The organism is Streptococcus sp. HMSC068F04 (assembly GCF_001837455.1).
Lineage (GTDB): Bacteria > Bacillota > Bacilli > Lactobacillales > Streptococcaceae > Streptococcus > Streptococcus salivarius_D.
In genome coordinates, this window is sequence record NZ_KV832538.1 from 17,277 (window position 1) to 40,324 (window position 23,048).

Annotated in this window: 18 protein-coding genes and 12 tRNA genes; all 30 read right to left on the reverse strand. The window is 41.7% G+C overall.

The features are described 5' to 3' along the window. Positions 1 to 76: 76 nt before the first annotated feature. Positions 77 to 1,027 (reverse strand): ketopantoate reductase family protein, encoded by a 951-nt coding sequence (locus HMPREF2571_RS09975; RefSeq protein WP_045772356.1) that lies wholly within the window; start codon positions 1,025 to 1,027, stop codon positions 77 to 79. Then, on the reverse strand, positions 1,028 to 2,119 hold the full coding sequence (purK, locus tag HMPREF2571_RS09980; protein WP_045772355.1) for a 5-(carboxyamino)imidazole ribonucleotide synthase: 1,092 nt from the start codon (positions 2,117 to 2,119) through the stop codon (positions 1,028 to 1,030). Continuing rightward, positions 2,106 to 2,594 carry a 5-(carboxyamino)imidazole ribonucleotide mutase gene (purE, locus tag HMPREF2571_RS09985; RefSeq protein WP_014633767.1) on the reverse strand — a complete coding sequence of 163 codons (489 nt, stop codon included), beginning with the start codon at positions 2,592 to 2,594 and terminating at the stop codon, positions 2,106 to 2,108. The genes purK and purE overlap by 14 nt, the downstream gene beginning before the upstream one ends. A 298-nt stretch (positions 2,595 to 2,892) precedes the next feature. Next, positions 2,893 to 4,155, reverse strand: coding sequence for a phosphoribosylamine--glycine ligase (gene purD, locus HMPREF2571_RS09990; RefSeq protein ID WP_014633731.1), 1,263 nt, complete (start codon positions 4,153 to 4,155; stop codon positions 2,893 to 2,895). A gap of 292 nt (positions 4,156 to 4,447) precedes the next feature. Beyond that, the gene (gene purH / locus HMPREF2571_RS09995; protein WP_004181944.1) at positions 4,448 to 5,995 is read right to left on the reverse strand and encodes a bifunctional phosphoribosylaminoimidazolecarboxamide formyltransferase/IMP cyclohydrolase; all 1,548 of its coding nucleotides are present in this window, start codon (positions 5,993 to 5,995) and stop codon (positions 4,448 to 4,450) included. A 75-nt stretch (positions 5,996 to 6,070) separates the two neighbouring features. Next, positions 6,071 to 6,619 (reverse strand): phosphoribosylglycinamide formyltransferase, encoded by a 549-nt coding sequence (purN, locus tag HMPREF2571_RS10000; protein WP_002886299.1) that lies wholly within the window; start codon positions 6,617 to 6,619, stop codon positions 6,071 to 6,073. A gap of 184 nt (positions 6,620 to 6,803) precedes the next feature. Then, entirely contained in the window at positions 6,804 to 7,826 is a 1,023-nt protein-coding gene (purM, locus tag HMPREF2571_RS10005; RefSeq protein WP_002886298.1) for a phosphoribosylformylglycinamidine cyclo-ligase, read from the reverse strand. A 211-nt stretch (positions 7,827 to 8,037) separates the two neighbouring features. Continuing rightward, positions 8,038 to 9,477, reverse strand: a complete 1,440-nt coding sequence (purF, locus tag HMPREF2571_RS10010; protein ID WP_014633732.1) for an amidophosphoribosyltransferase — start codon at positions 9,475 to 9,477, stop codon at positions 8,038 to 8,040. 155 nt (positions 9,478 to 9,632) lie between these two features. Beyond that, complete coding sequence (locus HMPREF2571_RS10015) at positions 9,633 to 13,358, reverse strand: phosphoribosylformylglycinamidine synthase (RefSeq protein ID WP_064525004.1); 3,726 nt, start codon at positions 13,356 to 13,358, stop codon at positions 9,633 to 9,635. A 66-nt stretch (positions 13,359 to 13,424) separates the two neighbouring features. Then, on the reverse strand, positions 13,425 to 14,132 hold the full coding sequence (gene purC / locus HMPREF2571_RS10020; protein WP_037599463.1) for a phosphoribosylaminoimidazolesuccinocarboxamide synthase: 708 nt from the start codon (positions 14,130 to 14,132) through the stop codon (positions 13,425 to 13,427). Positions 14,133 to 14,394: 262 nt separating this feature from the next. Further along, entirely contained in the window at positions 14,395 to 14,640 is a 246-nt protein-coding gene (locus tag HMPREF2571_RS10025) for a phosphopantetheine-binding protein (RefSeq protein ID WP_013989886.1), read from the reverse strand. Continuing rightward, positions 14,640 to 15,644 carry a phosphate acyltransferase PlsX gene (gene plsX / locus HMPREF2571_RS10030; RefSeq protein WP_013989885.1) on the reverse strand — a complete coding sequence of 335 codons (1,005 nt, stop codon included), beginning with the start codon at positions 15,642 to 15,644 and terminating at the stop codon, positions 14,640 to 14,642. Before plsX ends, HMPREF2571_RS10025 begins: the two co-directional genes overlap by 1 nt. 211 nt (positions 15,645 to 15,855) lie before the next feature. After that, a complete protein-coding gene (gene recO / locus HMPREF2571_RS10035) occupies positions 15,856 to 16,629 on the reverse strand; it encodes a DNA repair protein RecO (protein WP_070848046.1) in 774 nt (257 codons plus the stop codon). Beyond that, complete coding sequence (locus tag HMPREF2571_RS10040) at positions 16,616 to 17,791, reverse strand: pyridoxal phosphate-dependent aminotransferase (RefSeq protein ID WP_070848050.1); 1,176 nt, start codon at positions 17,789 to 17,791, stop codon at positions 16,616 to 16,618. Before HMPREF2571_RS10040 ends, recO begins: the two co-directional genes overlap by 14 nt. A gap of 91 nt (positions 17,792 to 17,882) precedes the next feature. Continuing rightward, entirely contained in the window at positions 17,883 to 18,848 is a 966-nt protein-coding gene (locus HMPREF2571_RS10045) for a ribose-phosphate diphosphokinase (RefSeq protein WP_002886286.1), read from the reverse strand. 211 nt (positions 18,849 to 19,059) lie between these two features. Continuing rightward, positions 19,060 to 20,472 carry a PcsB-like coiled-coil domain-containing protein gene (locus HMPREF2571_RS10050; protein ID WP_070848053.1) on the reverse strand — a complete coding sequence of 471 codons (1,413 nt, stop codon included), beginning with the start codon at positions 20,470 to 20,472 and terminating at the stop codon, positions 19,060 to 19,062. Between the two features lie 84 nt (positions 20,473 to 20,556). Continuing rightward, positions 20,557 to 21,081: a rod shape-determining protein MreD gene (mreD, locus tag HMPREF2571_RS10055; protein WP_014633740.1), complete on the reverse strand. Its 525-nt coding sequence runs from the start codon at positions 21,079 to 21,081 to the stop codon at positions 20,557 to 20,559. A 1-nt stretch (position 21,082) separates the two neighbouring features. Next, positions 21,083 to 21,913, reverse strand: coding sequence for a rod shape-determining protein MreC (mreC, locus tag HMPREF2571_RS10060; RefSeq protein ID WP_013989878.1), 831 nt, complete (start codon positions 21,911 to 21,913; stop codon positions 21,083 to 21,085). A 57-nt stretch (positions 21,914 to 21,970) separates the two neighbouring features. Beyond that, a tRNA-Ser gene (locus HMPREF2571_RS10065) sits at positions 21,971 to 22,058 on the reverse strand. Positions 22,059 to 22,062: 4 nt separating this feature from the next. Then, positions 22,063 to 22,136 (reverse strand) — tRNA-Ile (locus tag HMPREF2571_RS10070). 31 nt (positions 22,137 to 22,167) lie between these two features. After that, a tRNA-Gly gene (locus HMPREF2571_RS10075) sits at positions 22,168 to 22,238 on the reverse strand. Positions 22,239 to 22,247: 9 nt separating this feature from the next. Continuing rightward, positions 22,248 to 22,320 (reverse strand) — tRNA-Phe (locus HMPREF2571_RS10080). A 3-nt stretch (positions 22,321 to 22,323) separates the two neighbouring features. Next, positions 22,324 to 22,397, reverse strand: a tRNA-Met gene (locus HMPREF2571_RS10085). A gap of 9 nt (positions 22,398 to 22,406) precedes the next feature. Further along, positions 22,407 to 22,496 (reverse strand) — tRNA-Ser (locus tag HMPREF2571_RS10090). A 19-nt stretch (positions 22,497 to 22,515) separates the two neighbouring features. Continuing rightward, positions 22,516 to 22,589 (reverse strand) — tRNA-Ile (locus HMPREF2571_RS10095). A 16-nt stretch (positions 22,590 to 22,605) separates the two neighbouring features. Continuing rightward, positions 22,606 to 22,679 (reverse strand) — tRNA-Met (locus tag HMPREF2571_RS10100). 5 nt (positions 22,680 to 22,684) lie between these two features. After that, positions 22,685 to 22,758: transfer RNA gene (locus HMPREF2571_RS10105), tRNA-Pro, on the reverse strand. 6 nt (positions 22,759 to 22,764) lie between these two features. Continuing rightward, positions 22,765 to 22,838 (reverse strand) — tRNA-Arg (locus tag HMPREF2571_RS10110). 14 nt (positions 22,839 to 22,852) lie between these two features. Continuing rightward, positions 22,853 to 22,938, reverse strand: a tRNA-Leu gene (locus HMPREF2571_RS10115). 6 nt (positions 22,939 to 22,944) lie between these two features. After that, a tRNA-Gly gene (locus HMPREF2571_RS10120) sits at positions 22,945 to 23,016 on the reverse strand. Between the last annotated feature and the right edge of the window lie 32 nt (positions 23,017 to 23,048).

Here is a 23,048-nt window from a genome sequence, read left to right on the forward strand (position 1 = left end):
GATCACTTCCTCAACAGCAGTTTCTTTGCTTTCATTCAACAAATGCGTTGACGATGAGTTGAATTATAAAAACCTCCTAAAGCGAAATGCCCTTCATATTTGCTTCAAGAATGGGAATCTCAACACCTAACTCCTGACCCGTCTGATAGACACTTTGACAACAGTAGAAGATATCTTGTTTATCATTGTGCAAGGTCATGATTTTTCTTGTCAGCTCATTTTTCGCAAACATGATTTTCATGGCTTTTCCGGCAATCCACGAGGGAATTTTGTAAGGTAAGAGTTCAGCTTTGTAAAGCTTCAAATTTACGCCACGCGCTTCTACGACTTTCAAAGCCTCTCGAATGGCCTTGATGGCTAATGATAATTCCGAAGAACTATTCATCAAGTTCAAAGCCAATTCTTCTGGGTTTTCCAAATTTCCTGAACGAGCAGCTGTCGAAGTAACACCCGCATTAATCGCCATGTGAATCCAAATCCACTCGACCATATCATGAGGAACTTCCCACTTCAAATCTGCAGAAGTCAATAAATCTGTCAGATCAGCATAGTTAGAAATGTCTGCTTTTTGCTCACCTTCTAGCATTAAATGGTCGAACAAGACACCATCCAAATGGTCCTCCTGCATATGACCGCCCGCTGTCGGAAAAGCCAGAATATAGTCGTAATCTCCTGCCCACTCTTGGACCTCTTTTCGTGTATTCCAGAAATTGCAGAAGAAAACGAGGGTGCCTTTGATATTATTTTTTCGCAAGGTTTCCACGGCTTCTTTGACAAAACCATGACGCACACTGAGAAAAATAAAATCATATTCCGAATGAGCTTCTGCCACATGAACTTCATAGGTGTCGTGTTTGTTTTCACCCTTGGAATGATAGCGACCATCTAGCAAATCAACCAAGAGGGATTTTGGAGCATTGTTTCGCTTACTGTCTCTAAGTACGTGTTCTACTTGATGACCTGCTTTTTGAAAAGCGTAGGCGTAAGTGGTCCCGATAACTCCGAGTCCTAGGATTGCTATTCTCACCTAAAAATCAATTCCTTTCCCAAACTCAACCACACTATCTGGTTCATCACTAAAAAAAGTCACATGTCCCATTTTGCGGTTGTGCTTCGCTTCTAGTTTACCATACATGTGGAGGTGGGCGCTTGGATTTTCTGTGACATAACGCTCAGCTGCTTCGACGTGTTGGCCGAGGACGTTGAGCATGATAGCAGGTGCATGAAGGTGGATTGCTGGAAGCGGTGCACCGAGAACACCTAAGATATGCGTGTCAAACTGTGAAAAGTCACAGGCTTCAATTGAGTAGTGGCCTGAATTGTGTGGGCGTGGTGCGATTTCATTGACGATGATATCATCAGCTGTCGCAAACATTTCCACACAGAGGGTACCAGAGAGGTTAAGTTGCTCAGCAATCTTCACAGCCATAGCTTTAGCTTTCTCAGCTAGACTGTCAGAAATACGGGCAGGCACAATAGTTTTAGAGAGGATGTTGTTGCGATGGATATTTTCCTGAACTGGGAAAACCGTCACATCCTTGCCGTTACCAGACACGATGACCGAAATCTCGAGGTCGAAGTTGACGAACTCTTCCAAGACACACTCGGCTGAGTTAGCAAGGGCATTTGCCTCTTCCAAATCGTCGACTGATGTGATGACTTTTTGACCGTGGCCATCGTAACCACCTGTCGCTGTCTTGAGGACGTATTTTTTAGAAAGGTCAATATCTTCCAAATCAAGGCTAGATGTCACGACCTTATAAGGCGCAACCGTCACTTTAGCCTTGTTTGAGAGGAAGTCCTTCTCAAAAATACGGTTTTGAGAAATGCGAAGCAGGTCTGTTCCTTGTGGGAGCAGACCGTCTTTGATAACAGCATCAAGGCCGTCAGCATCGACATTTTCAAACTCATAAGTGAGAACATCACAGCGGTCCGCCAACTGACGAAGGGCGTCCACATCGTCATAAGGTGCCACGATAACCTCAGACACACGAGAAGATGGACAATCTGCCGCAGGATCAAGGGTGATAACCTTGTGGCCCATGTAAATAGCTGAGATAGCCATCATCTGACCGAGCTGGCCACCACCGATGATTCCAATGGTTTTAGTTGAGCTCATTTGTAGACTCCTCTGCGATTTTTCCTTGTTCTTCAGCAAAGTTAGCAAGCGCATCCGCAATGGCCTTGTCTTCTACTGAGAGGAGACGAAGGGCAAAGAGGGCTGCATTAGTCGCACCAGCTTCACCGATAGCCATGGTTGCGACTGGAACACCACCTGGCATCTGAACGATAGAATAGAGCGAATCCACGCCACTGAGGGCACGTGATTTGACTGGAACACCAATGACTGGAAGGGTTGTTTTAGCAGCAACCATACCTGGCAAGTGAGCAGCGCCACCAGCACCTGCGATGATGACCTTGATGCCACGACTACGTGCTTCTTCGGCATGCTTGAACATGAGGTCCGGTGTACGGTGTGCGGAAACAACTTTCTTTTCGTAAGCGACACCAAAGTTGTCGAGGACTTCAGCGGCTTTTTGCATGGTTGCCCAGTCAGATTTTGAGCCCATGATAATGGAAATTACTGGTTTCATAGTTAATATCCTTTTTCTTTTTTGATAATGGTCTTAGGTGGTGGGGACGGAAGCAAACCTTCGGTTTCATTCCTAAACTTTGAGCCTAAAGTCTCAAAGTTTCCCCCGACCAGAACAGATCCTGTTCTGGTCTTTTCACCACGGCGACCATTATCGGATTGGCGACTTCGTCGCCTAAAATAGCATTGATATTCGAAAACTCAAAGAAAATCACAGAGTGACAAGGCAAAGCGACGAAGATAGAACTAACGTTCATCAAGGAGCTTTAACACAGTCAATCGAAGATTTTCAAAGAGTTTTATTTGTTAGCCTTGCTACCGATATCCGTACGATAGAAGAGGCCTTCTGTGTTTTGGTTGCTGAGTTCGTTGTAGATAATGTTTTGGCCATCTTTGACGGTATCTGCTGTTGTGACAAGCATGTAGACACGTCCTCCGTTTGAGAGGAGGTCTTGGCCATTTTCAGCGAATTTAGCACCAGCATAGTAAGTGATGATGTCACCCTCTGTCTTGGCTGGAAGTTTGATACCCTTCTCATAAGCGAGTGGGTAGCCGTTTGAGGCTACAACCACACCAAGTGTCACACCCTTGTCCGTCCAAGTGATGGCTGGCTCTTTACCTTCCAAAATGTCAGTGATGTTTTGTGCAAAGTCAGATGTCAAACGAGGCAAGATGATTTGTGTTTCAGGATCACCAAAACGTGAGTTGAACTCGATGACTTTAGGGCCATCAGCTGTCAAGATAAGTCCAGCGTAAAGGACACCAGTGTAAGGACGACCTTCTTTGATCATACCTTCAAGAACTGGCTTGACAATAGTGTCAACCGCTGTGTCAACCACGCTCTGTGGCAAGTGAGGAACTGGCGCATAGGCACCCATCCCACCAGTGTTAGGACCCTTGTCGCCATCATAAGCACGTTTGTGGTCCTGAGCCGTTGGCATGATGTAGAACTTTTCCCCATTGACAAAGGCAAAGAGAGAAAACTCTTCCCCGTCAAGGAATTCCTCGATGACCACACGCGCACCTGAATCACCGAATTTATTGTCCAAAAGCATCTCGTGAGCAGCTTCGACGGCTTGCTCAACCGTTTCAGCAACGACGACACCTTTCCCAAGGGCCAAGCCGTCTGCCTTGACGACGATTGGAGCGCCTTTTTCCTCAATGTAGGCCTTGGCTTCCTCGAAATCTGAAAATGTGCCATAGGCTGCTGTCGGAACGTCGTACTTGACCATGATTTCCTTAGCAAAATCCTTAGACCACTCAAGCTCAGCCGCAGCCTTGGTAGGACCAAAGGCTTTGAGTCCAGCCGCATTGAAATCATCCACGATACCAGCTGCAAGGGCATCATCTGGACCGATAAAGGTCCAAGCAATATCGTTCGCTTTTGCGAAGTCAATCAGCTTAGAATGTTCGGAAATTCCGATATTGATCAAATCAAGACCGTCCAATGTCATCCCGTCATTACCAGGAGCCACGAAAACTTGCTCAACGTCCTTAGACTCCAATAATTTCTTGGCAATCGCATGTTCACGACCACCAGAACCAACAACCAAAAGTTTCATTTGAAAGATACCTCAATATCAAATAAGACTAGGGGCAAATGCCCGTTAACGACAATCATTCGGAAAAATTAGCAATTTTCACGAATTATACATAACCATTATAACATATTTGTTCGGAGATATGGGTATGTATCCAAATTTGGACACAAAAAAGGCAGCCACTTGGACCACCTCTTGGGAGATTATGAAAATGAAAAAAGTTATTTAGGATGGTATTAGTATAACTTGGAGAGCTTAAAGGAAGCTTAAGGAATCTAAAAAACATCCAATTTCTTGGATGCTTTGTAAATTCTTAATGACGGAAGTGACGAACGCCTGTAAAGATCATTGTCAAACCATGTTTATCAGCAGCTTCGATTGACTCTTGGTCACGTACTGATCCACCTGGTTGGATGATTGCTTTGATACCTGCTTTGGCGATTTCTTCTACGTTATCTGCAAATGGGAAGAAGGCATCTGAAGCAAGAACAGCACCATCAAGGCGGTCTTTAGCTTGCTCAATGGCGATACGGACTGAAGCCACACGGTTGGTTTGACCTGGGCCAACACCAAGTGTCATGTGGTCATTAGTTACGATGATACCATTTGATTTCACATACTTGATAGCTTTCCAAGCAAACTCAAGAGCTGTCGCTTCTGTCTCTGTTGGTTGGCGTTTAGTAACCACTTGCCAGTCAGCTGGACTTTCTTTAACAACGTCTTGGTTTTGAACGAGGAGACCACCAACAACACCAGTGTATTCTGCTTCCACTTCGCTAGCGTCTTGAGCGTCAAATGGCAACTCAAGGATACGCAAGTTTTTCTTCTTAGTTGTCAAGATTTCAAGCGCTTCGTCTGTGTAGCTTGGTGCAATGATGATTTCAAGGAAGACACCGTGCATTTTCTTAGCTGTCGCAGCGTCAACTTCACGGTTGAGGACTACGATACCACCGAAGATTGATACTGGGTCAGCTTCATAAGCGTAGTCCCAAGCTGTTTCGATGTCGTCAGCTTGACCGATACCACATGGGTTCATGTGTTTCAAAGCCACAACTGTTGGACGGTCTTTGAAATCACGGATGATACGGATAGCGGCATCAGCGTCACGGATATTGTTGAAAGACAATTCTTTACCGTTAAGCTGTTTAGCTGAAGCAATTGAGTAAGCCGTTGGCAAACCTTTTTGGTAGAAGTCTGCGTCTTGTTGAGGGTTTTCACCGTAACGCATTGGTTGCTTGAGGTCATAGGTCAAAGTGAGTTTTTCAGGTTTTGTTTCACCCACTTGAGCTGTGAAGTATTCCGCAATCAAAGCGTCGTATGAAGCTGTGTGACGGTATACTTTTGCTGCCAAACGTTGACGAGTTTCGTAACTTGTTTCGCCGTTTGCTGACAATTCGTCAAGAACAACAGCATAGTCAGCAGGGTCTACCACAACTGTTACGCTAGCGTGGTTTTTAGCTGCTGAACGAAGCATAGATGGCCCACCGATATCGATGTTTTCAACCGCATCAGCATAAGTTACGTCTGGTTTGAGGATGGTTTCCTTGAATGGGTAAAGGTTTACCACAACAAGGTCGATAAGTTCGATATTATTATCCTTAGCCGCTTGGAGGTGGCTATCGAGGTCACGACGAGCGAGGAGACCACCATGGATATTTGGGTGGAGAGTCTTCACACGACCGTCCATCATTTCTGGGAAACCAGTCACATCATCGATGGCAATGGTGTCTACCCCAGCATTATCAAGGGCAACTTTGGTCCCACCTGTTGAGATGATATCCCAACCAAGTTTCTTGAGTTCTTGGGCAAATTCAACAATGCCCGCTTTGTCTGAGACTGAAATAAGTGCTCGTTTAGTCATTTTCTTTCTTTTCCTTTTTTAAAAAAGTTCTTTAGCTGCTACAGTCAAAAATTATCTTTCAGCTCTAGGGCTTTCTTATTTTCGTGCAACTCCCAAACTATCCAAGACTTCTGGATAGAGCTTGTACTCTGTTTCGTGGATACGAGTTTCGAAAGTATCAAGGGTATCACCTTCAAGGCGTGGCACACGGACTTGTTTGATAACCTTACCGGTATCAACACCAGAATCCACCCAGTGAATAGTCACACCAGACTGGTCAACACCTGCATTCCAAGCATCCTCAATGCCATGAGCACCTGGAAATTCAGGAAGATAAGCCGGGTGGATATTTATGATACGACCTTCATAAGCTGCCAGCAAGGTTGGGCCAACGATTTTCATATAACCCGCCAAGCAAACCAAATCAATCTGGTGTTCATCCAAGAGTTTGACGATAGCTTCTTCATAAGCCGTTTTATTGTCAAATTCCTTGAGCTCAAAGGCATGGCTAGTCACACCAAGATTCTTGGCACGTTCTAAGACATAGGCATCACGGTGATCTGAAAAAACAAATTCTACTGGAAATTGTTCCGCAATCACCTGAAAGTTTGAGCCGTTGCCAGAGGCAAAAACAGCAATCTTCATATTCGATACAAAGGGACGTTTCGGCTAGCCGAACAGTTTCGTAGAAAAATAGGAAATCATTTTGTGTGCAAGCACCCAGCAATGATTTCTCTTTTTTCCTAGAAAATGAGTCCCGTGTTCAGTTAGGCTTGCTAACTAAACACTCCTTTCTACAATTTCTCCGTATAAAATGGTGATTTCACCATTATTTTATCACCACACTTGCGCCATCTTTCTTCACAATACGACCAATTTCATAAACAGGTTCGTCAAGAAGTTCTTTGACACGTTCAACATTTTCTGGTTTAACCGCAAGCATGAGACCAATACCCATGTTGAAGATTTCAAACATTTCTTCATGTTTGATTTCACCATATTTTTCAAGGGCTTTAAAAATTGGAAGAACTGGCACTTTGCTTTCATCAATTTCAGCAGCCAAGTCATCTGAGAACATACGTGGTACATTTTCGATGAAACCACCACCTGTGATGTGGGCAATACCGTTAACCAATTCTTCTTTGATGAGTGGCAAAGCTGCTTTGACGTAGATACGAGTTGGTTCAAGAAGAACGTCTTTAAGTTTTTTGCCTTCAAGCTCTGGGAGAACTTCTTCCCCTGTGTAATTAGCAAATACACGACGCACGAGTGAGTAACCGTTGGAGTGGATACCGCTTGAAGCAAGTCCAAGAAGCACGTCACCTTCAGCTACTTTTGAGCCGTCGATGATTTGAGATTTTTCTGCGATACCTACCGCGAAACCTGCCAAATCATAGTCGTCTTCACCATACATACCAGGCATTTCAGCAGTTTCACCACCAATAAGGGCTGCACCAGCTTGCACACAACCTTCAGCAACACCAGCAACGACCTGCTCCAATTTAGCTGGTTCATTTTTACCAGTTGCTACGTAGTCAAGGAAGTAAAGGGGCTCAGCACCTGCGGCGATGATATCGTTAACACACATAGCAACACAGTCTTGACCGATAGTATCGTGTTTGTCGTACTTAATAGCAAGCATGAGTTTAGTACCGACACCATCTGTACCTGAGATCAAAACAGGCTCTTTAACACCTGTTTTTGAAAGGTCGAACATACCACCGAAGCCACCGAGAGCTCCCATGACACCTGCACGCTCTGTACGGGCAACGTGTTTTTTGATACGTTCAACAACTTCATAACCTGCTTCAACATCCACACCCGATTGAGCGTAAGCATTTTTATTTGTCATTTTATTTATTCCTTTTCTTTTTTCGAGAAAGAGTGCGACGTATTTTTAGATGAACCATCTTTTTATCTAAAAATACTAGTCAGGTCTCTAGCTTTGACCCCATAGGGCAAAGTGTCTACTGACAAATGCTTTAGCTTTTAGTCAGTAGTGAGACGTGAAGCGTAAGCATTTTTAGACATAATTTTTTCCTCTTTTTTCTTCTGCACTGCTCTTAATAGAAAGAAGTGTGTTCTTTCAAACTTTCCAAATAGCGTTCTTCGTAGTCATACAATGGTGTTGGATATTTACCATCAAAGTAAGCCACACAAAGGCCACCGTTTGGTGCATCTGTGTCAATTCCAATAGAATCAATCAAGCCATCAATGGACAAGTAAGTCAAGCTATCCGCACCAATGATTTCGCGTGTTTCCTCAACCGTATGATTGGCGGCGATCAATTCCTTACGTGTTTGAATATCGATACCGTAGAAACATGGGTAGGCAAGGGCTGGGCTACCGATTGCTACGTGGACCTCTGTTGCTCCTGCTTCTTTTAGCAAATTAACGATACGACGTGATGTTGTCCCACGTACAATAGAGTCGTCAATCATAACCACACGTTTTCCTTTCACAACACCTGATACGGCAGAGAGCTTCATACGAACTCCTTGCTCACGCAATTCTTGTGTTGGTTGGATAAAGGTACGTTGAGTGTATTGGTTTTTAATCAAACCCATTTCATTTGGCAAGCCTGATTCTTCCGCAAATCCCATGGCTGCGCTAAGTGATGAATTAGGCACACCAACGACTATATCTGCTTCATGTTTGAATTCACGTGCCAATTGAGCCCCCATACGTTTACGAGCTGTATGGACATTGACCCCTTGGATATTTGAATCAGGACGGGCAAAGTAGATATACTCCATCGAACAAACAGCCAATTGCGTATCCGTTGTATAGTTATCGTAAGTGATGCCATTATCATCGATGATAACAACCTCACCTGGATTTACATCCCGAATCCATTCTGCACCAACACCCTCAAAGGCACATGTTTCAGATGAAACCACGATAGCATCATTGCTCATCTTACCAAGAGAAAGGGGACGGAAGCCATTTGGATCCAAAGCTGCAATAAGCTTGTCCTCAATCATAAGAAGATAAGCAAATCCACCTTTAACAGTGCTCAGAGCTTCTTTTACTTTACCCATGAATGATGGGTTGTGGCTACGACGAATCAAGTGAGCTAAGATTTCTGAGTCAGAAGTTGAGTTTAAGATAGCTCCATTTTTCTCCAACTCATGTCTTAGTGACTCTGCATTAGTCAAATTCCCATTATGAGCAAGACCAAGCTGTCCATCGTGAAACTTAAACATGAATGGTTGAATATTGTCTACAGAAGCTTCACCAGCAGTCGCATAACGAACATGACCGATAGCAGCCGTTCCAGTTAGCTTATCCAAGTTGGCTGGATCACGGAAAACTTCTGAGAGAAGCCCCATATCACGATGACGCTTCAATTGACCCGCATCATTTGAGAGAATTCCTGCTCCCTCTTGACCACGGTGTTGGAGACTGTGAAGTCCGAAATAAGTTAATTTGGCAGCATCCGGGTGACCCCAGATACCAAAAACACCACATTCTTCATTAAGAGATTTAACTTCGTATGTCATTTTTTATACCTTTTATTTTTGATATTTTCCTTATGCAAGGCGAACGAAAAACTGTTTCTAGCCTCTCATTTCACTAATTGGAACTCAAGTTTTCAAGCTCTTTAGAACTACTGCTACATTGAAAAATATCATTACTGAGTGCACTTGTCACTCTATTATTTTCCAGTAAAGTATTTAACCGCTGACGCAAAGAGGTGTTGGTCTTTATTTCCTGGAATATTTTGGAAAAGACCGTCTTCGAAACGTTCTGAGTGACCCATCTTACCAATAATTTGACCGTTCTTACTTATGATACCTTCGATAGCATTCACAGATCCGTTAGGATTGTATTTAGAATCCATGCTTGGTTTACCTTCGAAGTCAACATATTGGGTAAAGATTTGACCATTGTCACGAAGCTCTGCAAATTCCTCAGCTGTCACGACAAATTTACCTTCACCATGTGATACTGGGATGGCATGGATGTCACCAACTTCTACTCCAGCAAGCCATGGTGAGTTCGTGTTGGCAATACGTGTTTCAACCATCTTAGCCACGTGTTGATTGGCATCATTGTAGAAGAGGGTTGGACTGGTACTGCTTGCATCTTCAAAGTTACCATATGGAAGAAGACCTGATTTGACAAGAGCTTGGAATCCGTTACAGATACCGATAATCAAACCACCACGTTCGATGAAGCTATCGATGGCTGCACGTACTTTTTCATTGAGCAAGATGTTAACGATAAATTTAGCTGATCCGTCTGGTTCATCGGCTGCTGAGAAGCCTCCTGCAAAGAAGATAATGTTAGCTTTTTCGATATTGTCAACCATGGTGTCAACAGACTTGACAATAGCCTCTTCGTTAAGTGTTACAAATGGTACCAAGTTGACTTTTGCACCTTCTTTTTCAAAGGCCTTAGCTGAATCGTACTCAGAGTTAGTACCTGGGAATACTGGGATGTAAACCACTGGTGTCTCAACTGTTTCTTTAGCTTTGATAACAGCATCTGATGCCACAGCAGGTACTTCTTCCAACTCAGTTGCTTGTGCAAATTCCGTTGGGTAAACCTCTTCCAATTTACCTTGGAAGGCACTGTCAAGTTTGTGTCCATCAAGCGTTACATCATTGACAGTAAGTGTAAAGTCAGCTACTGTTTGTCCAATCTTGGCAACCCCTGAAATCTCTTCCGGAGATGTGAAGACGAATCCACCCAATTGAGCTGTCAAGGCAGTCTCAAGATTTTCAAGGGTTACAGTGGCACCAATATGGTTACCAAATGTTGCAAGAGCAAGCGCTTCAAGGACACCACCATATTTGACAGCTGATGCAGATGTGACTTTATGATCGGCTTGGATGGCTTCAAACTTAGCAAAGTTAGACTTGATAAGATCGAAGTCAATTTCTTGTGCCAAAGCTTGACCTGGGATATAGTAAATATTTTCACCAGCAGCTTTAAATTCTGGAGAAAGGACCTTACGACTATCTGCAGTTGTGACACCAAAAGCAACCAAGGTTGGTGGTACTGTCAATTCTTCAAAGGTACCAGACATAGAGTCTTTACCACCGATAGATGGCAAACCGAGTTGAATCTGCGCTTCAATTGATCCAAGAAGAGCTGATACTGGTTGACCAAAACGCTCTGCTTGTTTATCCATACGCTCGAAGTATTCTTGATAAGAGAAACGAGCCTTAGACCAGTTTGCACCAGCAGCAACCAAACGAGCGGTTGCTTCGATGACCGCATAAGCAGCACCATGATATGGAGACCATTCTGCTACATAAGGGTTGAACCCTTGCGCCATAACAGAAGCAGTTGTTGTCACACCATGTTGGACTGGCAATTTCTGTACAGAAGCTTCAGTTGGTGTGATTTGGTAACGACCACCAAGTGGGTGATTGACTGTTGAACGACCAACTGAGCTATCAAAGATGGTTTGCAAGCCTTTTTGACTGGCATGGTTAAGGTCAGCCAAGACTGCAAGCGTATCTGTTTCAAGGGTTTCGGCAGATGTTTGGCGTTCTTCTGGAAGCTTGACATCCTTGTCAACTACCTTAGCATCCACAACTACACGTACACCGTTTGTATCAAGGAAACGACGTTCCAAATCAACGATGGTTTCGCCATTCCAGTGCATAACAAGATTTGTTTTTTCAGTCACTGTCGCAACGATAACCGCGTCAATATTTTCTTTGTTACATTCTGCAATGAAGGCATCTACATCTTCTGGACGAACTACCACAGCCATACGCTCTTGAGATTCAGAGATGGCAATTTCGGTACCGTTCAATCCTTGATATTTCAATGGTACTTTGTCTAGATCAATTTCAAGACCATCTGCCAATTCACCGATCGCTACGCAGACGCCACCAGCACCAAAGTCATTTGATTTCTTGATAAGACGTGTCACTTCCCCATTACGGAAAAGACGTTGGATCTTACGTTCTTCGATGGCATTCCCTTTTTGAACCTCAGCACCAGCTGTTTCAACAGATTCAACCGTTTGAACTTTAGATGAACCTGTCGCACCACCGACACCATCACGTCCAGTCTTACCACCGAGCAAGATAATCACATCACCTGCTTCAGGTTTTTCACGGACAACATTTTCCTTAGGAGCCGCACCGACCACGGCACCTAGCTCCATACGCTTAGCAACAAAACCTGGGTGGAAGTATTCACGAACATAGGTTGTTGCAAGACCAATTTGGTTACCGTATGAAGAATAACCGTGAGCTGCTGTTTTAGAAATCACTTGTTGTGGTAATTTACCAGCACGAGTTTCAGCAATTGGTGTTGTAATATCACCAGCACCTGAGATACGCATGGCTTGGTAAACATATGAACGACCTGACAATGGGTCACGAATGGCCCCACCGATACAAGTAGCAGCCCCACCAAATGGTTCGATCTCCGTTGGGTGGTTGTGGGTTTCGTTCTTGAACATGAGAAGCCATGGCTCTTTCACACCATTGACATCCACTTCAATTTCAACTGAGCAGGCATTGATTTCATCAGACACTTCCATGTCGTCCAAACGACCATTGGCACGCTCATAACGACCAAAAATAGTCGCCATATCCATCAAGGTTTGAGGTTTTTCGGTACGTCCCAACTCATCACGCATGGCAATATACTTGTCATAAGTCGCTTGCAATTGTTTTTCAAATTTAGAAGCAGAGAAGTCGATGTTTTTCAACTCAGTCTCGAAAGTTGTGTGACGACAGTGGTCAGACCAGTAAGTATCCAACACCTTAAGCTCAGTCTCAGTTGGCACACGACCAATAGACTTGAAGTAATCTTGAATGAATAGAAGGTCATCCACTTCCATTGCCAATCCTTGCTCTGCCTTATACTTAGCAAAATCTTCTGCCGTATAAGTTTCAAAGAAATCCAAACTTGGAATGGTCTTGTCAGACTCAGAGAAATCCTGTTTAGCAATGCCAACAGTGATGTCTTTGAAACGAGAATCCACTGGGTTCAAGAGGTAGTTTTTGACAGCTTCCAACTCATTCGCATCAATATCCTTGTTAACCAAGTAAAGTTGCGCTGTGTTCACCGTTACATCATTTGAACTACCAAGCAAAAGCAAAGCTTCCTGTGAAGATGCCGCACGTTGGTCAAATTGACCAGGCAAACTTTCGATAGCAAAGAAAGCATACTTCTCAAGATCAGCCTTAACTGCAGCTTCATCCAAAACAGTATCGGTCACTTGCTCAGAGAAGATGTGTTTTTCCGCACGCGCAAACAAGTCCTCTGCCAAATTAAAGACATCGTAAACTTGAACAATACGAAGATCATTCAAAGTTTTCAACTGAAGATTATGCTTTAATTCTTTTACTAAAGAGTGAGATTTCACACGAAAATCAGCTTTTTTCTCAACGAAAATACGTTTATCCATTTTATTTCCTTTATCTATTTCTACTTAAAGATTGTAGTGAAGACCAAGTATTCTATTTGTAAAAGGCTACTTCAATCCTTGTAATTTTTCCAATACAACTTCATAAACATCTGTCAAGCTACCAAGATCACGACGGAAGACATCCTTGTCCATATGGTGCCCCTCAGCATCCCAAAGGCGGCAGTTATCTGGTGAAAATTCATCTGCCAAGATAATTTTGCCATCCTTATCAAAACCGAATTCCAATTTGAAGTCAATCAAACGAAGACCAATTTGTGCAAACCAATCTTTCAGCAATTCATTGATACGACGCGTTTCTTCCTTGATATAAGCAATTTGTTCATCATTGGCAATATCCAAGAACTTCACATGCTCATCATTGATGAATGGATCATCCAAATCATCGTTCTTATAGTAAAATTCAACGATAGGAGTTTTCAAGTCCAAACCTTCTTCCACGCCAAAACGTTTAGAAAAAGAACCCGCAGTCACGTTACGAAGAACAACCTCCAAAGGAATGATTTTCACTTTCTTGTTGAGTTGTTCTGTGTCAGAAATACGTTCGATAAAGTGAGTAGCTACACCCGCAGCATTCAATTTTTCAAAAATAAGAGACGAAATCTGATTATTTAGCACACCCTTTCCCTTAATAGTCTCCTTACGAGCACCATTAAGCATAGTTGCTTGGTCCTTATAGACCGACTTAATCACATTTTCGTCTTCTGTACTATAAATATCTTTAGCTTTACCAGTATAAATTAGTTGGTTTGACATGGTATTGTTCGCCTTTCAAGTTTATTCTTCCTAATTATACCACACCAGAATCCAAAAACCAATATATAGCAAACTTTATTACTTTAGTAAAAAAACAACGTTCGTCTTTTGATTCTTTTTTAGAGTTCCCTAATAAAAAATGTATAGAAAAAAGGAGTGTGACAGAACTAAATCCATATAACATTTAGTTTCTTGCCTCACTCCCACAAAATAACAATCATATAATACACAACTATTATACTCTTATCTAACTCTAGCTTTCTTATTCTTTATTCAATTCCTCAGACAAATAGTCCAACAAATCAGCTACCTTAACCATATGGTCAATAGTATCATCGGAAATCTCAAGAGCAAACTCATCCTCCAAATTAATAATGAATTCCATAAGTTCTATTGAATCCACACCCAAGTCATCTAATTTGGTTTCTTCGGCTAAAACAATATCCTCTTTACCCATCTGCTCTTGAATCACGAGCTGCATTTTCTGAAGAATTTCTACTCTACTCATCAGTTAGCCTCCTCTTTCGGACTAAAGGCTTCAACTAGCTGCTCAACAACCTTAGTATCAAGCATCGTACGAACCTGCTTAATGGTGTAGTAAACTGCCTTAGCATCACTAGATCCATGACATTTTACTACGGGAGCTTTAAGACCAAAGAGAACCGCACCTCCGGCACTAGAGTAATCCATAGTCTCTTTCATACCTTTTAGACTATCTTTCAATAGGAAGGCACCTAACTTAGCTTTAAGACCACCATTCATGATAGCTGACTTAAGAGTCTTCATGGCACCAAGTCCCGTTCCTTCAATTGCCTTAAGAACTGCATTTCCTGTGAAACCATCAGCGACTACTACATCAGCAGCTCCTGACATAATTTCACGCGCCTCAACATTACCAACAAAGTTAATACTTGGCTCCTTAGATAGGAGTTCAAAAGCCTCCTTACGAAGACTATCCCCCTTTGTTTCCTCAGTCCCATTATTAAGGAGACCTACACGAGGGTTGGCAATGCCACGCACATTTTTAGCATAGAAAGAGCCTAAAATAGCATATTGATGCAAATGACTAGCTGTATTTTCCGCATTTGCACCTAAATCAAGCATATCAAAGGGTTGACCAGTAAAACTTGGCATTGTTGACATAAGACCTGGACGCTCAACTCCCTTAATACGTCCGACCACGAAGAGACCTGCGGCAAGAAGGGCACCTGTATTTCCCGCAGAAATCACGGCACCTGCTTTTTTCTCCTTAACAGCTTGTGCACCTAAGACCATTGAAGCTTTTTTCTTCTTGCGAATAGCTTTAGCTGGCTCATCATCCGAATTTATCTTTTCATCAGTATGCACAATGCTCACACGTTCATTCGCTGTCAAATAAGTCTTGATTTTAGCTTCATCACCATAAAGCTGGATTTCAATATCTTTGAAATCTGCTATAGCTTGGTTGACTCCCTCTACAATTGCTTGTGGCGCATTATCGCCACCCATAGCATCTACTGCAATTACATGCATAGCATTCTCCCTCTCGTCCTCTGCCATAAAAAACAAACTCAGATTTCTTTCAATAAAATATTAGGTAACTAAAATAGACTAGTTCACTGTTTCTAGCAGAGTCTTTCAGCTTATTATCTTATTATTATAGCACGAACTGACCTGCATTTTAACCCCTGAGACTGAAAACCATTACTTTCCTGTTTCACGTGAAACAAAAAGAAGATAATGTCTAGTCAGCACTATCTTCTTTATTCATAATATGGCCCCAAGAATTTAGATTATCAATAAACTTCTTACTTTTAAGATGTATTCCAACATAATTATCATAGAGGTCATCGATAAAATATCGTAGCTTTCGTTTCATGTCATCCTTAACAGATATGCTTCTCAATTCTTCAAAGGAAAGCCCCTGAAAACGATCTAAAAGATAAGGAACATTAGGGTCCAAGTGACTACGCCTTTCATCCTCTGCATAGTGATTTGGACAAAGTAGCCCCGAGAACTTAAACGAGAAATCAAAAGGAAGTCCTACACGATGACAAAAGACACACTCGTGAAAATTCAAGCGTACGCCGAAACGGTCTAAAACCTGAATTTCAAAGATATTAGTCAATATTTCATAATCCAAGCCTTCTTCCATTAATTCAAGCGTCTTCTCCAAGAATACAAATAATTGCGCATCTGTCACACCATCAGCAATAGTAGCATCTGTCAATGCAGCCAAATAAGTCGCATAAGACAGCTTGAAAATATCGCTTGTAATTTCCTTGAAGGATTGTGCCTGGCTATAATCTTCTATGAAAGATAGACCTTCATCATTTACAGTCATCATGAATTCAGCGATGGTCAAAGGTTGAATGACAGCACTTAATTTACCTGTCCCACCACCTCTAACAAAAAACATCCGTTTACCAGCTTGCTCGGTAAAAATTTTAACTAGTTTATCATTCTCACGATAATTACGATTGAAGAGGACAAGCCCTCTACTCTCAAGCTTCTGCATGTTCTTCCATAAACTCTTTCAAACGAGTCATAGCTGTTTCAATAGTATCCATGCTAGCCGCATACGACAAGCGAACAAAGCCTTCGCCATACTTCCCAAAAGCGACCCCTGGGATAATCGCAATAGCTTTTTCACGAGCAAAGTCTTGGCAGAACTTAAAGGAGTCTTGAGTATACCCTTCTGGAATCTTAGCAAAGATGTAGAAAGCACCATCAGGTTTAATAATTCTGAAACCAAGTTCAGTCATTTTTTCAAGAATATAATCGCGACGCTTCAAGTACTCAACTTTCATTGGTTGGGCATCATCCTTACCAGCAGATAAGGCTTCAATAGCTGCAAATTGCGCCATTGTTGCTGCAGCTGTTACCAAATATTGGTGACTCTTAATCAACTGAGCCGTCAAGACTGCAGGTGCGAAAATCAAACCAATACGCCACCCTGTCATCGCATGAGATTTAGACAAACCATTAATCAAAATCGTTTGTTCCGGCAAATACTCAGCAATAGATACATGGTGATCCACATAAGTTAGCTCAGAGTAAACTTCATCACTAACAACAAAAATATCATATTTTTTCAGAACTTCAGCCAGATCTTTAATCTGTTGACGTGAGTAGGTCACACCGGTTGGGTTGGTTGGGTAGTTAAGCAAAACGGCTTTAAGCTTATCTCCCTGCTCCAAAATTGCCTTTTCTAACATCTCCGGAGTCAAAACAAAATCATTAGCTGTTGTATCAATTTCGACAATTTCAGCACCAACTAGATTTGCAATCGGCTCATATCCTGGATAGGCTGGTGCAGGTAAAAGAATCGTTTCACCTGGCTCCAAAATCGCTGTCAAAGTTGCAGAAAGGGCTTCTGTAGCTCCAATAGTCACCAATATTTCATTTTCTGGGTTATAAATAAGATTGTATTTTTCCTTAACAAACTCCGCAGCTGCCTGACGTAAGGCAGGAAGCCCTGCCATACCTGTATAGTGCGACTGGTTAGCATCGATAGCAGCTTTAGCAGCCTCTTTTACATGATCTGGAGTTGTAAAATCAGGTTCACCAAGTGTCAACTTTTTGATCCCTGGTACATCTGAAATTGATTGGTCAAACTGACGAATCATTGAAACTTCAATCTTATCTAAATTTTTATTAAAACGTTGTGTTAAATCCATCACGGTCACCTCTTTGCAATTATGCCTTACATTATATCAAAAACTCAAAGGCATTTAAACACCAAAAAAGCTAGCCTAGGCTAGCTTTAGTCTATTTATGGCCCATTTCAAACAAAGGTGACAATGGACGTTTTTCATGAATACGAATAATTGCCTCTGAAATCAAATCAGCAATTGAAATTTGTTCAATTTTATCAATCAAACGTTCTTCTGGAAGATAAATCGTGTCCAATACGACAAGCTTCTCAATAGCAGATTTTTGAATATTATCAAGTGCTGGACCTGACAATACAGGGTGAGTACATGAGGCATAAACATGAGTTGCACCAGCTTCAGCAAGCGCATCCGCCGCATGACAGATTGTACCCGCAGTATCAATCATATCATCAATCAAGATACATGTTTTACCTTCAACGTTACCAATAATATTCATAACCTCAGAAGTGTTCATTTTATCAACACTACGACGTTTATCAATGATTGCGATTGGTGTTTTCAAACATTGAGCAAGTTTTCGTGCACGAGTCACACCACCATGGTCTGGAGAAACAACAACAACATCATCTCCAGTAAGACCAGCACGATCAAAGTAATCTGCGATAAGTGGTGCACCCATCAAATGGTCTACAGGAATATCAAAGAATCCTTGAATTTGAGAAGCATGGAGGTCAACTGTCAAAAGTCGATCAACACCTGCAACCTCAAGCATATTAGCAACCAATTTAGATGTGATTGGCTCACGTGAACGTGCCTTACGGTCTTGACGTGCATAACCATAATAAGGCATAACAACACTGATTGTTTCTGCACTTGCACGTTTTAGCGCATCAACCATAATCAAGATTTCCATCAAATTATCATTTACAGGAGAGCTTGTAGATTGAAGAATAAAAACGTGATGACCACGGATAGATTCTTCAATATTAACTTGAATCTCACCATCTGAAAATTCACGAACACTTGATTTTCCGAGTTCAATACCCATTTTATCAGCAACTTTTGCTGCTAATTCCTGGTTAGATGATAAAGCAAACAACTTCAAATTCGTATAAGACATGATTTCCTCCAAAATATCTACTAAACCATTCTACCTTTTTTTAGATTGATTTTCAATGCAAAATAAATGGTGTCACAGTAACTTAACAAGACTAAAAAGATTTAACCTTAACCTCGACATTTTCCCGTCTAAAAGTAATTCCAGAAAGTAAAGACATTTTGCTATAAAATAAAAACGATTCGAGAAAATTCGAATCGCCTTCTTGTAGTCATTATGGGTAAATATAGTATACAGAACCACCATGAGCTGAAGATGTTGGATCAAATGTACCACGGTAGTTACCGATTGACATGTTACCTGCATAGTTTGCTTCCATAACTTGAATTGAATTTGCACCTGATGCTGATGTTACGTAAGCTACGTGACCATAACCACCACCATCATTTGGCCAAACCGCAATTGCTCCGGCTACAGGAGTTGTACCAACTGAGTGGCCAGCTGCTTGTGCGCTAGCAATCCAGTTTTTAGCATTACCCCAGTAATTACCAACCCATGAAGCTAATGATTTAGCACCCCAAGTACATTGACCAACAGGATATGTATTAGGAGTTGAGGCAGCTGATACTTTAGGTGTTTCAGCTGCTGGTGCTGGTGCTTCTGAAGCTGCAGGTGCTTGACTTGCTGGTGCTTCTGAAGTTGCTGCAGGTGCTTCGCTAGCAGGAGCTGGTGCTTCCGAAGCAGCTGGAGCAGCTGATTCTGGTTGTGCTTCAGGCTCTTGTGTTGCTTCTGAAGTTGCAACAGTTGGCTCTTGAGTAGTTTCTGAAGTTTCTGATGAAACAGGTTCTTGTACTGCTTCTGAGGCTGTTGCTGTTTCTGAAACAGTAGCTTCTGAAGGTTGAGCTACAGCTTCTGAAGTTGCTGCCGCCTCTGATTGAGCTACAAATGCTGCCGCTTCTGAAGATGCTACTGCTTGTGCTGCTGCCTCTGATTCTGCAATTGCTTGTGACTGAGCTACTGATGCTGCAGTTGATTTAGCAGAAACAAGTGATGTTTTTTCATCTTGAGCTGTAGCCAATTCTGCAGCCAAAGCAACTTGTGCTGCTTCTAGTTCTGCTTGTTGAGTTGTCAAACCAGCTTCTGTTGTTTCAAGTTCTGCTTTATTAGTTGCAATCTCATTAATAGCAGCTTGGTTTTGTTCTTGTTTTGCAGCAAGCTCTTTTTGATCAGACTCTTGTTTTGTCAACATGTCATTATTAGCTGTAACAACTTTTGAAATAGCTGTGATACGAGTAATAGCTTCAGAGATTGACTTAGAGTTCAAGATAGAGTTGATGTAGCTAGTCGCAGTATTATTTTGTTGAGCACTACGAGCTTGTTTCGCCAAAGAATCTTGACGAGCTACAATTTTACTTGATAATTCTTGAATTTCAGATTCCAAATCTGCTGATACTTTTTCAAGTTCAGCATTTTTAGTTTCCAATTCTGATTTTTGTGTTCTAAGTGTAGATACTTGAGATTGGATTGTAGCAACTTGCGCTTGTGCAGTCTCTTGTTGAGAAGCAAGGTTACTAATTGCGTTATCTGCAGCAGCGATTTGCGAATCATAATCCTCTGCATGTACTGATGCAGCTGCTGATAAGGTTACACCACTTACCAACACTGCTGAAAGAATACGTTTTTTCATAATATAAAATACTACTCCTTTTCGATAAGACCTTTTAATTGTATCAAAAAATGGCGCAAATTTTGTTACGCCAATATTACAGTTCTATTTAAATCTATCAACTGACAGATACAAAAATAATTTTTCAAGAATAGGTTTAATAAAGATAAAGATCAAAAGATTAAACACTATACTAGGACTTAGTTGATAAATAATAAAATTCGTCACAGACTCATTGGAGAAACCATAAAATAAGGCAAAGCCAAAATTTATAGTATCAAATAGAAAGAGGAATAAAAACATTAACAAAAAATCAACATAGGTATTTCTCTTAATAATTCGACCTAGCTGAGTTAACAGATAGCATAACAGTGGCAAAGTTAGAATTACTATACCAACTGTTTTGAAATAATAGGTATCATAAAGAAATCCAAAATAAACAAGGTAAAGAAAGGAATACTTATTTGGAAAATCAAGAGTTAAGATGAAAATATAAATAATAAAAAGATGAGATGATAGAAAAAATTCAGGAGATAAATAATGATTAAGTATCATCGAAATATGACCATCCCATAGAAAAGGAACAATACTCAGTAAGAAAGGAATAATAGAATACTTGGATAATTTCATATTATTTACCATCTCCAACTAGAGTAACATAAGAAATTTTATCAAAATCAGCATAAGGTTTCACCAAAATCGTACGATTTCCTTCATAATCACTCACAGAGTCTACAGTACCAATTGGAACATCCTTTACTGATACATCATCAAGGCCACTTGTAACTACTTCAGTGCCAACCTTAACGTTAGAAGATGAATTGAGTTGTGTCATCTCTAACAGCTTCTTTTTATTATCATAACGAGATATAATCCCGAAAATATGGTTATCATCCTCTGATTTGACGCTAGAAGCAAGGTAACTATCACTAGAACTACTAGAAAGTAAAGAAATAGTAGTAGTATCATCATATACCTTCGTTACCAAACCAATTACTCCACCATTAGAAGTTGCTAACATAGATTTACTAACATTCTTAGACTTACCGACATTAATTGTTAACTCTTTTAACCAAGTCACAGAAGGTCGCATAGAAACTTCAGCAGTGAGAACATTATCACGACTTAGTTTGTCCGAAAGATTAAGCGAAGCTCTTAAAGAATCGTTCTCTTCTTGCAAGTTAGAAATAATAGATGATTGATTTTCTAAATTTGATAAAGATTTTTTTAAATCTCGATTCTCATTATAGGTTGATAAGAGATCAGAAATAACATTATGAGATTTTGATAAAGCAGTAAATGGAACTGAAACCACTGAGTCTACTTTGGTAACGAAACCCGAAACATTAGACGAGATATCCTTCGTTAATTTTTTATTAGTAAAGACAAAAGAAAAAAGCATTACAAAAAATAGAACAATAATAAACCCATAAAGAAGAAATCGATAAAAACTATTTTTCATTTTGTCACCTCAAAAAAAGAAAACGAATTATCTAAAAGATAATTCGTCTTAATACTACGGAGAATGGGGGATTCGAACCCCCGCGCCAGTTACCCGACCTAACGATTTAGCAAACCGTCCTCTTCAGCCTCTTGAGTAATTCTCCAATATGGGCACGAGTGGAATCGAACCACCGACCTCACGCTTATCAGGCGTGCGCTCTAACCATCTGAGCTACGCGCCCAAGCAAATGCTTGGCTATAATATCCAAATAAAGCGGGTGACGAGAATCGAACTCGCGACAACAGCTTGGAAGGCTGTAGTTTTACCACTAAACTACACCCGCTTAACAAAATGGCGCGAGACGGAATCGAACCGCCGACACATGGAGCTTCAATCCATTGCTCTACCAACTGAGCTACCGAGCCATATTGCGGGAGCAGGATTTGAACCTACGACCTTCGGGTTATGAGCCCGACGAGCTACCTAGCTGCTCCATCCCGCGTTAATTATAAGGAGGATGTGGGATTCGAACCCACGCACGCTTTTACACGCCTGACGGTTTTCAAGACCGTTCCCTTCAGCCGGACTTGGGTAATCCTCCAAATATTATAATTAATATATGGACCTTGTAGGACTCGAACCTACGACCGCTCGGTTATGAGCCGAGTGCTCTAACCAGTTGAGCTAAAGGTCCAAGAAATCCATATATATAGCGGCGAAGGGGATCGAACCCCCGACCTCCCGGGTATGAACCGGACGCTCTAGCCAGCTGAGCTACACCGCCATAAATCGGGAAGACAGGATTCGAACCTGCGACCCCTTGGTCCCAAACCAAGTGCTCTACCAAGCTGAGCTACTTCCCGATAAAATGCACCCTAGAGGAGTCGAACCTCTAACCGCCTGATTCGTAGTCAGGTACTCTATCCAGTTGAGCTAAGGGTGCTCATTATTATATTATGCCGAGGACCGGGATCGAACCGGTACGAAAGTTTCCTTTCGCAGGATTTTAAGTCCTGTGCGTCTGCCAGTTCCGCCACCCCGGCTCCTCAAGCGAACGACGGGATTCGAACCCGCGACCCCCACCTTGGCAAGGTGGTGTTCTACCACTGAACTACGTTCGCATTTTATGCCGGCTACATGACTTGAACACGCG

Excerpts from the sequence above, each read along its gene's own strand:
- purK (WP_045772355.1), bottom strand. The coding sequence starts at position 2,119 with ATGAGCTCAACTAAAACCATTGGAATCATCGGTGGTGGCCAGCTCGGT.
- purE (WP_014633767.1), bottom strand. The coding sequence starts at position 2,594 with ATGAAACCAGTAATTTCCATTATCATGGGCTCAAAATCTGACTGGGCA.
- purD (WP_014633731.1), bottom strand. The coding sequence starts at position 4,155 with ATGAAACTTTTGGTTGTTGGTTCTGGTGGTCGTGAACATGCGATTGCC.
- purH (WP_004181944.1), bottom strand. The coding sequence starts at position 5,995 with ATGACTAAACGAGCACTTATTTCAGTCTCAGACAAAGCGGGCATTGTT.
- purN (WP_002886299.1), bottom strand. The coding sequence starts at position 6,619 with ATGAAGATTGCTGTTTTTGCCTCTGGCAACGGCTCAAACTTTCAGGTG.
- purM (WP_002886298.1), bottom strand. The coding sequence starts at position 7,826 with ATGACAAATAAAAATGCTTACGCTCAATCGGGTGTGGATGTTGAAGCA.
- purF (WP_014633732.1), bottom strand. The coding sequence starts at position 9,477 with ATGACATACGAAGTTAAATCTCTTAATGAAGAATGTGGTGTTTTTGGT.
- HMPREF2571_RS10015 (WP_064525004.1), bottom strand. The coding sequence starts at position 13,358 with ATGGATAAACGTATTTTCGTTGAGAAAAAAGCTGATTTTCGTGTGAAA.
- purC (WP_037599463.1), bottom strand. The coding sequence starts at position 14,132 with ATGTCAAACCAACTAATTTATACTGGTAAAGCTAAAGATATTTATAGT.
- HMPREF2571_RS10025 (WP_013989886.1), bottom strand. The coding sequence starts at position 14,640 with ATGAGTAGAGTAGAAATTCTTCAGAAAATGCAGCTCGTGATTCAAGAG.
- plsX (WP_013989885.1), bottom strand. The coding sequence starts at position 15,644 with ATGCATGTAATTGCAGTAGATGCTATGGGTGGCGATAATGCGCCACAA.
- recO (WP_070848046.1), bottom strand. The coding sequence starts at position 16,629 with ATGCAGAAGCTTGAGAGTAGAGGGCTTGTCCTCTTCAATCGTAATTAT.
- HMPREF2571_RS10040 (WP_070848050.1), bottom strand. The coding sequence starts at position 17,791 with ATGGATTTAACACAACGTTTTAATAAAAATTTAGATAAGATTGAAGTT.
- HMPREF2571_RS10045 (WP_002886286.1), bottom strand. The coding sequence starts at position 18,848 with ATGTCTTATACGAATTTGAAGTTGTTTGCTTTATCATCTAACCAGGAA.
- HMPREF2571_RS10050 (WP_070848053.1), bottom strand. The coding sequence starts at position 20,472 with ATGAAAAAACGTATTCTTTCAGCAGTGTTGGTAAGTGGTGTAACCTTA.
- mreD (WP_014633740.1), bottom strand. The coding sequence starts at position 21,081 with ATGAAATTATCCAAGTATTCTATTATTCCTTTCTTACTGAGTATTGTT.
- mreC (WP_013989878.1), bottom strand. The coding sequence starts at position 21,913 with ATGAAAAATAGTTTTTATCGATTTCTTCTTTATGGGTTTATTATTGTT.